8 protein-coding genes are annotated in these 13636 nt (G+C 66.9%); 4 read left to right on the top strand and 4 right to left on the bottom strand.

The window, feature by feature from the left end:
* Window position 1 precedes the first annotated feature (1 nt).
* The 4 genes from ABH920_RS16445 to ABH920_RS16430 all read left to right on the top strand — a co-directional run bounded on the left by ABH920_RS16445 (window position 2) and on the right by ABH920_RS16430 (window position 10503).
* Complete coding sequence (locus ABH920_RS16445; protein WP_370349846.1) at window positions 2-1834, top strand: type IV secretory system conjugative DNA transfer family protein; 1833 nt, start codon at window positions 2-4, stop codon at window positions 1832-1834.
* A gap of 191 nt (window positions 1835-2025) precedes the next feature.
* Complete coding sequence (locus ABH920_RS16440) at window positions 2026-2646, top strand: hypothetical protein (RefSeq protein ID WP_370349845.1); 621 nt, start codon at window positions 2026-2028, stop codon at window positions 2644-2646.
* 27 nt (window positions 2647-2673) lie between these two features.
* Window positions 2674-3126: a hypothetical protein gene (locus ABH920_RS16435; RefSeq protein WP_370349844.1), complete on the top strand. Its 453-nt coding sequence runs from the start codon at window positions 2674-2676 to the stop codon at window positions 3124-3126.
* A gap of 54 nt (window positions 3127-3180) precedes the next feature.
* Window positions 3181-10503 carry a bifunctional DNA primase/polymerase gene (locus ABH920_RS16430; protein WP_370349843.1) on the top strand — a complete coding sequence of 2441 codons (7323 nt, stop codon included), beginning with the start codon at window positions 3181-3183 and terminating at the stop codon, window positions 10501-10503.
* On the opposite strand, the gene ABH920_RS16425 is transcribed toward ABH920_RS16430, so the two are convergent.
* The 4 genes from ABH920_RS16425 to ABH920_RS16410 form a co-directional block, all read right to left on the bottom strand.
* Window positions 10415-10993 carry a helix-turn-helix domain-containing protein gene (locus ABH920_RS16425; protein WP_370349842.1) on the bottom strand — a complete coding sequence of 193 codons (579 nt, stop codon included), beginning with the start codon at window positions 10991-10993 and terminating at the stop codon, window positions 10415-10417. The two genes, ABH920_RS16430 and ABH920_RS16425, sit on opposite strands and share 89 nt — an antisense overlap.
* Window positions 10994-11078: 85 nt before the next feature.
* Window positions 11079-11531, bottom strand: a complete 453-nt coding sequence (locus ABH920_RS16420; protein WP_370349841.1) for an ATP-binding protein — start codon at window positions 11529-11531, stop codon at window positions 11079-11081.
* A gap of 3 nt (window positions 11532-11534) precedes the next feature.
* The gene (locus ABH920_RS16415; protein WP_370349840.1) at window positions 11535-11840 is read right to left on the bottom strand and encodes a hypothetical protein; all 306 of its coding nucleotides are present in this window, start codon (window positions 11838-11840) and stop codon (window positions 11535-11537) included.
* 454 nt (window positions 11841-12294) lie between these two features.
* Window positions 12295-13521, bottom strand: a complete 1227-nt coding sequence (locus ABH920_RS16410; protein ID WP_370349839.1) for a helix-turn-helix domain-containing protein — start codon at window positions 13519-13521, stop codon at window positions 12295-12297.
* Between the last annotated feature and the right edge of the window lie 115 nt (window positions 13522-13636).

Raw genomic sequence — 13636 nt, 5'->3', positions numbered from 1 at the left:
GATGGCTACGCCTTCCGCAGGCCCTTCTCCCGCTCGGCACCTGGTGCACGACGGCAAGGACTTCGTCATCATGCTCGCCGTCGGACTCTGCGTGGTTGCTGGAGTCGGCACCTGGCTGTGGGGGGAAGCAGCCGGGCTGTTGGCGCACGGTGTCGCGCCTCATGTCCCGCCTGCGCGGAGTCTGTCGATCGTGCTGCACCTCGCCGAGCATCTGCGTGACCCGCGTACGGCTTGGCCGGCTGACGCGGCTGCGATCCTGCCGGGACCCGTGCTCTTCTACTGCGCCGGCCTTCTCCTACTCGCCGCCGGCGCCGGGCTGACCGTCGTCGGCGCTCGCGTATGGGTGCGGTTCAGACGACGCGACGACGGATTCGCAACGCGCAGAGACCTCACGGTGCACCTTGCTGCGTCGGCCGTCACCAAGCGCGGGCCGGTGGTACGCCCGAGCCTGAGGAAGGCGCCGTTCGGGCTGACCGATGTCGGGCTGCCGCTCGGCCACTCCATTCCGGAGAAGGTGAAGCTCGCCGTCTCCACCGAGGACTCCGTCGTTGTGATCGCTGCTCCCCGTCAGGGCAAGTCCTCGCAGGTGGTGATCCCGTGGGTTCACCGCTGGCCGGGCTCCGCGCTGGTGACGTCGATGCGGATGGACGTGCTGCTGGCCACCGCGGCGCTGCGAGGTCGACGAGGACCGGTCGCAGTCATGGCTCCGACTGGGATGACGTCGTGGTCTTCGATGGTGCGATGGTCGCCTACTTCCGGCTGTAAGAACCTGGACAAAGCCCGTGAGCGTGCCGAGGTGATGGTCACCGTCGGGCGCAGTGAGAAGCAGGACTCGTCGAACGCCGGGTACTTCGGCGCCAACGCCACCAACTTGCTCACCCTGTGGCTGCACGCCGCCGCGCTCGCCGGCCGCTCCATGCTCGACGTGCTCACGTGGTCGCTCAACGACCGGGACGACACCCCCGTCAAGCTCCTGCGCGATCACCCGGACGCTGCACCCGGCAGCGCCCAGCTGCTGGACGGCCTCTACCGGACGCCGCCGGAGACCAAGTCCGGCCTGTGGACCACGGTCCAGACCGCGCTCGCTCCGTTGCTTTCGCCGACCGCGCAGGCCACGTTCTGCCCGGAGGCCGAGTCCGAGTGCTTCGACCTGGAGTCCTTCTTGCGATCGAAGGGGACTATCTACCTTCTGGTCGAAAGGAAGCAGGCCAGTGCTCTCGCTCCGCTCATCGCGGTGTTCGTCGACGAGCTGATTGAGACCGCGAAGCGCATCGCGGACACGATGCCCAGCGGGCGACTCGACCCGCCGCTCGGTCTGTTCCTCGACGAGATCGCCAACGTCGTCCCGCTCCCGTCCCTGCCCGACCTGATGTCGTTCGCCGGCGGCTCAGGCATCTTCATCGCCGCCATCCTCCAGTCCCGTGCCCAGGCCGAAGCCCGCTGGGGCGCTGAACAGGCAGCGATGCTCTGGGGCGCGGCCACCGTCAAGCTCATCCTCGGCGGCCTGTCCGGCAACGAGTTGCGTGACCTCTCGGAGAACTTGGTCGGCGAGTACGACCGGCACATGACCACCTACCAACGCTCGGACGATGGCTCGATCACCACCGGGACCTCGATCCAGCAGCACAAGACCATGACGGCCGAGGACATCCGCACGCTCAGCTCCGCCGCGCGCGAGGCGCTCGTCATCCACGCCACCACTCCAGCGGTGAAGATCCGGATGACCCGCCACTACGAAGGCCCCGACGCGGCGCTGTACGCCCAAGCAGAAAGGGACGCGTACACCACACTCGCTGGCCTCTGCGCGACAGCGATGAAGGAGCGGACCCCGTGAACGGCTTCGACGACCGTCACACATCGCCACCTTCAGTCGCCCCGAGCGCCGGACGCCGGATTCGTGGCCGGCCTCGGCAGACTGCTAACCGTCTCACTCGCAAGCCGCGGGCTGCGTCGGATGTCGCGGGACCTGGCGAGGGCCAGCCGAGATCCAGCGACGCTCACGTCCCCCTGATCGAGTGGCACGCGATGACCGAGCCGGAGTACACGCTGGCGTGGGAGGAACTGCGCGGCTGGACTGCGTGGCTCGTCGGTCGCTACCGCCTGGTGCTCGAAGACCGGCTACCCGATTGTTGGCCACGGCATCCCGAACTGATCGAAGAGCTATGGGCTCTGCGTGCTTGGCGGATGGAAGCGTATGGGCCCGAAGGCGCCGGTCAGTCAGCCGTCTACTGGCATCAGGCCCTTGTCACCTTCCTCGGGCACGTTTCCATCTGGTGGGCCGGTGGCTGCCGCGCTGGCCACGCGAACCCGACCACCGACCTCAGTCCTGAGCGAATCCGTGGGTGGGCGTACCCCGATCCTCTTGCCGGCGTTCCGCAGCACCTGCGCCAGCCCTCATCCGAACAAGGGGTGATCACCATGCCCGAACTCAACGTCGTCACCGCAGCGCAGATGCGTGCCCTGACAAACGCCGGCCTGGCCCATCCGCAGCACGAGACCATCGTCGCCTTCACCTACTACGACGGCTCCTGGTGGGCCTTCGGTCCGCGCCAGGACGACGACGAAGACGCGATGTGGTTCCGCGCCGACGACGTGGACCTCGCCTTCGATCGCACGTTCAGCCGCCAGCCCGTCTCCACCGACTGAGACACGAAACCGAAAGCGAGAACTCCCATGACCACCACCGAACTCCGCACCGGCAGGGCGGACCACCAGGCGTACATCGAGGCGGTCCGGGTTGCGCTCCTCCTGGAGGACATCCAAGTCGGCGACGCGACCTTCAACGCCGGCGCCGTGCGCACAGCGGCGATGACGCTGCTTCCACCCGACGACGACTTCGACGAGCCCTGGCACCACACCTTCGCCAGCGCCGAGCGCGTGGAACTGCGCTGGAACGAGGAAGACGGTTGGTCCCTGCTGGCCCTTCATCGCAGTGACGACAAGAACCTGCCCACGATCTGGCGCCCTGGCTTCGGGGCCGTCCTGCCAGCCAACGAGATCCGCACCTGGCTTGCCCTGCTGCTGGCGATGCCGGGCGTCTCGCCGAGCCAGGAAGACGGCCCGTACCGCTCGCACCAGACAGACGATCCCGAATTCGAAGCCTCCCTGGCCTTCTACGCGATCTGAGCTGCCCGCACAGCGCCGGCTCGCCGCCGGACCGCACCACACGGAGGCCGCACCATGGCCGAATCCACCGCCACCCAGACCGCGGACATCGGTCCGATTACACGCGCTCGCGCCAGCCTGGCCGCGCTGGAACGGCTGGACCGGATACGCCAGGCTCCGCACAAATCTCCGACGTCGGGAGACCTCACGATCCTGCGCGGATGGTCCGGCTGGGGCCCGCTCGCCCCGGCTCTGGAGCGTTCGCGAACCGGCAGCTGGAAGGAGATCGGCGAGCGTATCGCCTTCCTGCTGCCGAAAGATCATTACAATCACGGAGTTCAGGCGACCTATAACGCCTTCTACACGCCGCCGCAGATCACGTCGGCATGCTGGCGGATCCTCACCGACCTCGGATTCGCCGGTGGGAAGATCCTCGAGCCAGGTTGCGGAGCCGGCGCCTTCATCGCCGGCACCCCCGACGACATACCCGCGGCGTGGACCGGTATCGAACGCGACCCCACCACGGCCGCCATCGCTCGCGTCCTGCACCCTGAGGCCACGATCCATGCCCAGAGACTGGAGGAGACGTCGCTGCCGTCGTACGGCATGGACGCGGTGTTGGGCAACGTGCCGTTCGGCGAGACCAAGGTCTACGACCCGACCACGCCGCGCGAACTAACTGCGAACCTGCACAACTACTTCATCTACCGCTCGGTGAAGACGTTGCGACCTGGTGGCGTCGCGGTGCTGGTCACCTCGCGGTACACCCTGGACGCCGCCGGGAGCACCGGCCAGATGGCCCGGGCCCTGATAGCGCACGAGGCCGACCTGCTCGGTGCGATACGCCTGCCCAACGACGCTCTCACCTCCGGCGGCACAGAACCCCTCGTCGACGTTCTGGTGCTGCGCCGTCGTCGCGCCGGCGAGCAGCCTCTTCCCGATCAGGATCAGTGGATCACAACCAGTGCGTCGGTCGGCGGTCAGCAGGTCAACAACTACTTTCTGTCGAACCCGAACATGGTGCTCGGTGAGCTGGCCGAAGACAGCGCGCCGCGCTGGGGCCGGACTCTGCGGGTCGATGCCCGTCCGGACGACCCGCCCGTTGAGCTCGCGATGGCGGCCGCTGGGAGTGAAATCGTGCGCCGGGCGACCGAGGAGGGCCGGCGGTGGCGGGTAGACGTCGGAGCCTCGCCGATCACCCGTGAGACCGCCCCCTTCGAGATGCGTGCCGACGGCAAGAAGGAAGGCTCGTTCCATCTGGTCGAGGGTGTGGTGCACGAAGTCGTCGAAGGTGCGCTCGTCGTGGTTGAGCGGCCCGGCAAGGAGTTGCCGAAGCTTGTCGCGCTCCGCGACGCAGCTCTAGCCCTGTTGGACGCCGAGTCCGATCACAGCCGGACTGACGAAGACCTTGCTCCACTTCGCGCCAAAGCGGCACGTCTCTACGACACTTACGTCAAAGCGCACGGGTACCTCAACCGATACACGGTCGTAGAGGGGAAGCCCGACGAAGACGGCTCAGTGACTTCCTCGCGGCGCCGGCCGGCAATGGGCGGGTTCCGCCGTGACCCGGACTTCGTCACGGTTCTCGCCCTGGAGAACTTCGACGACGACACCCGCACCGCGGTCAAGGCCGCTCTGCTCACGCGTCGCGTCAACCGGCCGCGCGAGCGGGCCGCTCACGCCGAAAGTCCGGCTGAAGCCATCGCACTGTGCCGTGACGAGCTCGGTCGCTTCGATTTTGGACGCGTGGCTGCGCTACTCGGAATGGACGCCGAGGAGGCAGCGCGGCAAATCGCCGAAGTCGCGTTCATCGACCCAGACACCGACGCCTGGGCGCCGGCTGACGAGTACTTGACCGGGAATGTGCGGATCAAGTTGAGGCAGGCGAAGACGGCCGTCGCCCGCGGCGAGGATCGTTTCCAGCGCAACATCGCGGCCCTCGAAGCCGTCATCCCCGCGGACCTCGAACCTGAGCAGATTGAGGCCAACCTCGGCGCGCCGTGGATACCAGCCGCCGATGTGCAGGAGTTCGCTCGAGAACTACTTGGGTTCCCCGTACGCATCTGGCGTGAGCCACGCACCAGCACCTGGAGTGTGACCGCCAGTCGGCGAGCGGAGGAGTCCACAGCAGCTACCACTGACTGGGGGACGTTCCGGCTTAATGCCTATCGGCTCCTCGAATACGGTCTCAACGGTAAGGCCCCTGTTGTCTACGACGTCATCGACGACAAGCGGGTGCGCAACCAGGACGAGACCATCGCTGCGAACGACCGTCTCGACGCCATCGCTGCCCGGTTCGCCAACTGGTGGCGGGAAGACCCCGATCGCGCCGACCGTCTGACCCACGCCTACAACCAGGTCTTCAACGCCGTCGTGCCCAGGAAGTACGACGGTGCTCACCTGACCTTCCCCGGTCTGGACGCCGAGTTCGAGCCGTATTCGCACCAGCGCGACATGGTCGCCCGGATGATCTCGGGGGAGGACGCGCTGTGTCCGTACCCGGTGGGCACCGGCAAGACGGCGACCATGTTCATGGCCGCCATCAAGCTCAAGGCCTTGGGGCTGGCGTCCAAGCCGCTGATCATCGTGGTGCCGTCCACGCTTGAGCAGATCGCCCGCGACGGCAAGCGCCTGTTTCCCAACGCCCGCATCCTCATGGCGGGCAAGGAGGATCTTGCGACGGCCCGTGGCCGGAAGCTGTTCGCCGCGCGCTGTGCGATGGAGGACTGGGACGCGGTGGTCATGTCTCACCCCTCGTTCACCTCGATGCCTGTCCACCCGACGGTCAAGGCCGAGTACGTGACGACGCTCGCTGCGGACTACAGAAGTGCGTTGATCTCGGCCAAGGCGGAGGGCGCCGAGCCACGCAAGATCAAGCAGATCGCCAAGATGGTCGACAACCTGGATGCGCAAGCCAAAACGCTGCTGAACCACGCCACCGATGACGGGGTCTTCTTCGAGCATCTTGGCACTGACTATCTGCTCGTCGACGAGATGCACTACTTCAAGAACCTCGGTGTCCCGGTGCACACCGACGGCTTCGCGGTCAACGGATCCAAGCGTGCCCAAGACCTGGACATGAAGCTGAGTTGGCAGCGCAGCCGGCATCCCGGCCAGCCCGTGGTCACCGGCTTTACCGGCACTCCGGTCTCCAACTCGCTGCTCGAACTGTACGTTCTCCAGCACTACCTTCAGCCGCATCGTCTGGAGGAGCTCGGGCTGGCCTCGGCAGATGCATGGGCAGCGCAGTTCGTGCGCTTCGGCACGGGAGTCGAGATTACCCCGGACGGCGGATTCCGGCTCAACCGTCGGCCGGTCGAGATCATCAACATCCCCGAGCTGATGCACACCGTCGCCGAGTTCGCCGAGCTGCGCGCTCCCGAAGCCTTTCCCGTCGTGCGGCCCGATGCCCAACGGCACATCGTGGTCGTCGATGCTTCTGACGTCGTGCGCGACTATGTGCATGATCTGGCGGACCGGGCGGATGACATCCGCGCCGGGGGAGTGCCGGCCAACGTCGACAACATGCTCAAGATCTGCTCCGACGGTCGCAAGGTCGCGCTTCACGAATCTCTCGTCGGCCTCGAATCTGAGGGCCCTGGCAAGGTCGGCGCCGTCGCGGCGAACGTCGCTCGCATCTACCACGAGACGAAGGACCTCGAGCTCGCCGGCCACGGTTCGGGTGTGCGGGGTCGGCTGCAGCTGGTCTTCTGCGACCTCGGCACACCGAACAAGGACAAGGGAAACCAGGTCTACGGGATCCTTCGCCACCAGCTGATCGTCGCTGGCGTGCCGGCGCGGAGCATCCGCTTCATCCACGAGGTCGCCACCGACGCTCAGCGCCTGGTGCTCTTCGACCAGTGCAACAAGGGCGAGATCAATGTCCTGCTCGGGTCCACCGACAAGCTCGGAGTCGGTGTCAACGTCCAGCGCCGCGCCATCGCGCTGCACCATGTCGACGCCCCCTGGCGGCCTGATCAGGTGGAGCAGCGTGAGGGACGCGTCTGGAGACCGAAGAACCTGAACTTGAACGTGGATATCTACCGCTACGTCACGCAGGACTCCTTCGACGCCTTCATGTGGCAGACCCTCGAACGCAAGGAGAGGACCCTGCGTCCGATCCTCTCCGGTCAGGTCACCGCGCGCACGGTCGAGGACATCGGCGACGTCGCGCTGGACTACGGTCAGATCAAGGCTGTCGCCACCGGCAATCCGATGCTCGCCGAGCTGAACGAGCTGAATGTCAAGGTCAAGAGCCTCGCAAGCCTGGCGTCCAGCCATCAGCGCAACCAGCGTCGACTCCGCGCTGACATCCAGACCTTCACCATGCAGGCCTCCGCAGCGGCGACCAGCTGCCAGGCGCTGGACAGCGTCGCTCAGTTCGCCGCGGCCTACGGCGCTGAGTCGCTGTGGCGCGGTGCTGACGGAAACGCGATCTCGTCGGAAGACGTGCCCGCGGTCCTCGGAGCGCTGGCCGAGTCCACCATCGCCAATGGCTACTGCGACCGCGAGGTGCTGTGGCGCGGTATGACGATCGGTTTCGCCTGCACCCGGAACGGGTTGGAGCAACTGCTCTCTGCGCGCATCGTCACCGGCGACAACCGGCGGCTGGACGTTCCGCTGAATGCCGCCTGGACAGCCAAGGGACAGCAGTGGCGCATTCGTGACGCCATCGCGGGTGCGGTCGACAGCGCGCACCAAACAGCCGCCGCGACGCGGGCGAACATCGAAGTGCTTCAGCAGCGGATCGCTGAGAACGAAGCCGCCATCGGTCAGCCGTTTGCCGACCAAGCGGCCCTGGACGAGGCGCGCGCACGTCGCGCGGCGCTCGATGTGGCGATCCGCGAGCAGGCCCAGAAGGACGAGGAAGCGCGTCGAAACCGAGTCGAGCGCGCAGCGGAGAAGGCTGCTGGGGTCGGTGCGGACAGTGAGAGAGACGTGCTGTTTCGTCGAATGCTTACGGCCATGTCTGCCGTTGTTTCGCGAGCGGATGCGGAGCACGAACCGGCGGCCCTGGGCGCGACCGAAGAACAAATCCGCGCTGGCGACGAAGACCGGGAGCCGGCAGCCCCGGGACGGCCTGATGTCGCCGCAGAGTCTGTTGCCGAGCCAGGGTCGCCTGTCGAAGTGCTGCCCGGAGTGCCGGGGCGGCCGCCCGGCCCAGCGGAACAAGCTCCTGCGCCGGAACCGATGCAGTCCAAGCCCGGATTCACATCGGAGCCCGAACCGCGCACGCTGCCGCCGGAGCCGGAGCCGGAGCCGGAGCCGGAGCCGGAGCCGGAGCCGGAGCCGCGACCCGCGCTTCCGCCGGCGCCCCGTACCCCTCAGCAGTCCCCAGCAGAGGAGCGATCGGAGATGCTTGAACACGCGCTCGCCTTGGCCGACCAGGGATTCCACGTCTTCCCGCTCAAGCCAGGCACCAAGAAGCCGATGCTCAATGACTGGGAGAACCAGGCGAGCACTGATCCCGAGATGATCGCCCGTTGGTGGACCGCGGTACCCAGCGCGAACATCGCCGTCGCCTGCGGCCCGTCGAACCTGTTCGTCATCGATCTGGACAAGGCGAAGAAGCCTGGTGGACCGCTGCACGGCCAGCAAACGCTGACGGCGTTGGCGGGCGGTCGCCAGCTGCCCGACACCTTCACTGTCGCCAGCGCTCGGGGCGGTCGTCATCTCTACTTCCGCCAGCCCGAAGGCGCCGCGCTGCGCAACACCGCCGGCAGCCCGACCGCTGGCCTCGGTCCACTGATCGACACCCGTGGCCACGGTGGCTTCATCGTGGCGCCCGGCTCCGTCTTCGAAGGAAGCGACTACCGCGTCGAGAGCGAGGCGGCTGTGGCGTCGCTGCCCGCCTGGATTGTGGACGAACTCTCGAAGCGAAGGGTGGTTGCGGACCCGGCGCCGGCTCTTCCCCGCGCCCCCATCGCTGACCGACGCCGCAGCGCGTACGGCGACACGGCTCTCAGCCGGTCCGCCGACACCGTTGCCACAGCTTCGGAGGGGACGCGCAACGACACGCTAAACAGGGAAGCGTTCCGGATGGGTCGGCTCGTCGGCGGCGGCGTCCTGCACCAGAGCGATGCCGCCGACGAACTGCGCCGCGCGGCTGAGCGGGCCGGCCTGTCACCTGGCGAGGCCGCGAACACCATCGCGTCCGGCCTTGCCGCCGGTATCAGCCGACCGCGCTCCATTCCCGACCGAGATCCGTTTCCGCAGAGCCGCCCCCAGCCTAAGGACGACGTCATGACCAGCACACCGGACGCATCGCCGGAGACAGTCATCGAACCGGAGGGCGCCACAGCGCCTCCCGACGACTTCGAAGACATCCGGAGCGATCTTCGCGCCAGCTTCGAGGACGCTCATCAGGTCCTGCTCGACTGGACCGATCGCGACGGGGCCGACGGTCTTGAGCCTGCGATGGACGAGGCAGCCAGGCTTGTCGCCCAGACCGTCGCCAGGGACGGCCAGGGCAACAGTGCCGGCACCACGGCTGACGAATCGGCACCCGCCGTCGAGCCTCCGGCCGACGACGACGACGTTCTGGTACCGGTGGACGCTGCGTATGACGACGCCCGGATAGCGGGCATCCCTGCCGACGCTCCGGAATGGACGGGCATCAGCACCATCCGCGATGCGATGCGGAACCTCTGGGACACGGTCAAGGCAGTCGCTGGCAGGTATTGGGCTGAGCTGTCTGCCGACATCCGCGTCCGCGGACCTCTGAACGCGCTCGCGACCCGGGCTGCCCTCGGCATCGCGAACCTGGCCACCCGCGCCGCCGACCGCCTCGAACGACGTGGTCCACGGCAACCTCGTGTCGAGTCGTTGGCGGGCCTGCGCGAGGCGTACATCAACGCGCGCGGCCAGGTACGTGCACACGCCGCCACCTACGAGTGGCAACGCATCTCAGCTCTCTGGGGAACGGTCAACACGCTCGCCCGTCAGGTCCAGGACCCGGGAATCCGTGCGGTGGTCGCCCGCAGCGCTGACGCCATCTCCGACCATGCGGACGCACTCAGCCGTCGAGCCGCGCAGGATGTTCACGCCGGCGCTCCGAGTGCACTCGCTGCCCTTGCCAGAGCGGCTGAGGGTCATGCTTCCGCCCTTCGCGCCACCGGCGTCGATGGGCATCCAGTTGCTGGCCCCAGCCTTGTTCCGGGACCGGTGGCTTCCTCCAACGCGCCCTCCGCGCAGCAGGGCGCGGAGGCGCGAGCGCTTCAAGCGAGGGCACAGGAGGTCGCCCGACTTGCTCAGACAAGGCTGGGTCAGCCGTCCGGGACTGATTCTGTTCCGCGTAGTCCTCGTGGCGTCAACGTCCCACGTGGTCAGCAGGACAACCCGATGCGAAACCAGCCGCTGGCGTCCCCACGGGAATCGGCAAGGGGCCCGCGTTGGTGAGCCCGTGGGTCAGGTTGTCAGAACAGGTCGCGTTTCCGCCGTCGTACTGGCTCATGCTCCGTATGGAGAGGCTGTACCCAAGCTTCTGCGCCCAAACGATCAGCGCCATCGGCCGCGGAGGTACACGTGCGAGCTCCCATCGTTGGATCGAGTCCCGGCTGACGCCGACGTGAAAGCCGAGTCCATCCTGCGACAGCCCCAGAGCTAAGCGGCGGTTGCGCAACGGAAGGGCCAGGCGCCTTCGCTCGAAAACCTGCCAGGAATCGCCAGCAGGCCGCCGTATCGGGTGCGTTCGCAGGTCGCCGGACAGGCCGAGGATCACCAGGTAGCTGCCGAGCTTCTGCGCCAACTGCATCAGGTGCTCCAAGGTCGGCTCGACGGCTCCGGTCTCCCACTCGGAGATCGCGCGTCCCCTGAACGGCAGTCCTTCAGCAAGCGCGTTCTGGGAAAGATCCGCTTCTTCTCGGACGGATCGCAGATGCCTGATCATCCGTGCGTATGTCCGCCTCGCAGCGTCGTCGACCTGAAGAGTCCGAGACTGCGCTTCTCGCCTCTGAGCGACGATGGCGGTGCTTCTAGAGACGTCCACGGGCAGTTCCCACCGTCGTCCTTCCCGATGCCATGATCTCCGCCCACACCTCGTGCGCCTTCCGATCACCGACCACCCCCCATGCCGACGACACCGCTGCGACCATCGCCAGACCACGTCCGGCCTCGACCTCATCGCCGAGCGTGTCGAGGTCTTCGGCGCTTTCTATCGACGTGAGTTCGCATAGGTGCGGCACTCGAGGCCCGCCTTCGTCGATCACGCGGACGTGCCATCTGTCGTGGAAGTCCGCGACTTGAATCGTGAACTTCCCACCGGGTCCGCCACTTTCGCTGTGCTGGATCGCGTTGCCGGCCAATTCCGACGCGACCATCTCCACCAGATCGGCGCCTTCACGGTCGCCGGCAACGATGCGCGTGAACTCCCGTACTTCCGTCAGGTGCTCGGGTAGCCCCGCGAAATCCCTGGACCAGTACGACATGGTTCACCCCGCGCTTCCAGCGCTATCGCCGCGCCTGAGGTCGGCCGCGGCTTCCACGAGGTGTCGGTCGACAGTCTCCGCAGCCTTCTGCGGCGTGCTTTTGCGCTCATACATCGCCAGACAGAGCAGTGAGCCCTTCAAGCCGTCGAGGTGTCCGGACCACGTGGTGAGCTCGACGGAGTTGGCCGGGCCGAGCGCCATCGGGTCGACTCCTATGACCGCCACCAGGTACAGCAACGTGCCGTAGCTGTCTGTGTGGCCTTCTTCCATGATTCTTTCCAGGATTCTGTCCTTCGCGCTGTCAGCCATGAGCACCCATCCTTGATCGTGAGGACCGAGACTTGATTTGCTGGTGACGCCAGAACGCCGGGTCGTGGCCACGGGCATGCGAATGCGGCCTCGGCGGCACCGTGGAGGTCGTCCGTCGTACTCGGTGCTCCGAGACGCGATGACGGCCCGAATTGGCGCACTGCTGCCGGCCAGCGCGTCCCCATAGGAGCGAAGCCGTCAGCAATTGCGCGGCGCAGAAGAGCGACGCCTTCGACGGTGTTCGGGACGCGTGCCGTCCGCGGGCGACCGACCGTGTGGGGTAGTAGCCGTAGCACCAGACCGTCAGCGCCAGAAGCGTTGCCTGCATCCGCTCCTCCGTCGTTCTTCGAACGTTGGGATTCGCGGCGGGTTGTGTGCCGTATCCCGTTCTTGACGGTAAGAGCTGTCTACCTCGGTCGATCCAACAAAGTGTTGGGTGGTCTGAGACTGATACCTACGCGATGTCGAGCAGGTGAGCGAGCTGGGCCAGCTGCGGTACCTGGTCGGGCTTGGAGGCGCGGACCTGAGCCAGAACCAGGTCTCGGGCGTCGGAGCTGTAGACGATGGTCTCGCGGGACTCGGCGACGGAAGCTAGCAAGGCCGGGAGCACCTGAGCGGCGTTGCCGGCCCGATGGTGGCTGCGCGCTACGTCGATGAAGTGCTGGGCCCGGCGATTCGTCGACGGGATCTTGCTGGGATCGAGGCGGGCGGCCTTGTCCGCCGCCACGATCGCGTTGCCGGTTTCGACGTGCAGGGCCACGCCGTAGACCGCCACGTTCGCGCTGCTGAACTGCGTATGCGGATGCTGGTAGCCATGATGCAACTGCTCGGCGATCCTGGCCGCCTCGTCCCAGTACCTCCATGCATCGGCGGGGCGACAGACACGTGCGGCGCCGATCGCGGCGAAGAGCAGGAGGGAGCCGCGCAGCGCAGCTTCACGGGGGGTGCTCGTGCCGGAGACGTGCTCTCTCGCGCAAAGTGCGATCGCCGCGGCCTCACCGGGTTCATCGGCGGCGAGCGACGTCATGGCGGCGGCCCAGCCGGCGAGAGCCAGCAGCTCCGGATCATCGGCCTGGTCGGCAGCCAGGAGCGCGCGATCAGTGCAGCGAGTCGCGAGTGACGTCGCGCTTACGCAGAATGCGAAGCGTTGGGCGAGTAGGTAGACATGCGTGAGCAGTTTGTGTGCTGCTCGATGCTCGATTTCCGGCGCCCAATGCGCCAGCGCGATAGCGTCGGTGAGCAGGTCCGGCAGCACGGCGCCAAGCGCGATGTATTGCGCTCGCGACATTCGCCAGCCATTCCACGCGTGCTGAACGCGCTCCTGCAGCGAGCGCATGGTGCATCGCGGGCCATCGGCTGCCGGCGCGAGGAGAGCGAGGCTCAGGGCGAGGCGTACCTCGGCGACCGCAGGATGCTCAGGTACTCCTGCTGTGCCGCGGGGGCGGAGTTCGAAGCCGACGAGCATCGAGGCGTCGCTCATGCCGAGCGCACGCGCGATGTCGACCAGATTGGAGAGCCGTTCCGCGCCGCGTCCCTCGACCTCGAGTAGCCGGAGCCATTCCTCGGATCTCCCGACCAACTCGGCCAGGGCCTTGCGTCGCATGCCGCGTCGTTCCCGGTGCCACTTCACACGTTCGCCAGTGGTGAGCGGGTCGGCGCTACGCTTCTCGGACGACGGCATGGGACACCACCCGGGGCATAGTTAACGGTAGGTGGTTCCGATGTTACGATGCGCGACGTCCGCCCCGGAACCCTCGTGCCCTGATTATTTATGGCCGTGCGGTTGGAAGGACACT

This window comes from Catenulispora sp. EB89, from assembly GCF_041261445.1.
GTDB lineage: Bacteria > Actinomycetota > Actinomycetes > Streptomycetales > Catenulisporaceae > Catenulispora.
The sequence above is the reverse complement of the archived record's forward strand: the minus strand, read 5'-3'. Positions and strand labels throughout refer to the sequence as shown.

Excerpts from the sequence above, each read along its gene's own strand:
- ABH920_RS16440 (WP_370349845.1), top strand. The coding sequence starts at position 2,026 with ATGACCGAGCCGGAGTACACGCTGGCGTGGGAGGAACTGCGCGGCTGG.
- ABH920_RS16420 (WP_370349841.1), bottom strand. The coding sequence starts at position 11,531 with ATGTCGTACTGGTCCAGGGATTTCGCGGGGCTACCCGAGCACCTGACG.
- ABH920_RS16445 (WP_370349846.1), top strand. The coding sequence starts at position 2 with ATGGCTACGCCTTCCGCAGGCCCTTCTCCCGCTCGGCACCTGGTGCAC.
- ABH920_RS16430 (WP_370349843.1), top strand. The coding sequence starts at position 3,181 with ATGGCCGAATCCACCGCCACCCAGACCGCGGACATCGGTCCGATTACA.
- ABH920_RS16435 (WP_370349844.1), top strand. The coding sequence starts at position 2,674 with ATGACCACCACCGAACTCCGCACCGGCAGGGCGGACCACCAGGCGTAC.
- ABH920_RS16415 (WP_370349840.1), bottom strand. The coding sequence starts at position 11,840 with ATGGCTGACAGCGCGAAGGACAGAATCCTGGAAAGAATCATGGAAGAA.
- ABH920_RS16410 (WP_370349839.1), bottom strand. The coding sequence starts at position 13,521 with ATGCCGTCGTCCGAGAAGCGTAGCGCCGACCCGCTCACCACTGGCGAA.
- ABH920_RS16425 (WP_370349842.1), bottom strand. The coding sequence starts at position 10,993 with ATGATCAGGCATCTGCGATCCGTCCGAGAAGAAGCGGATCTTTCCCAG.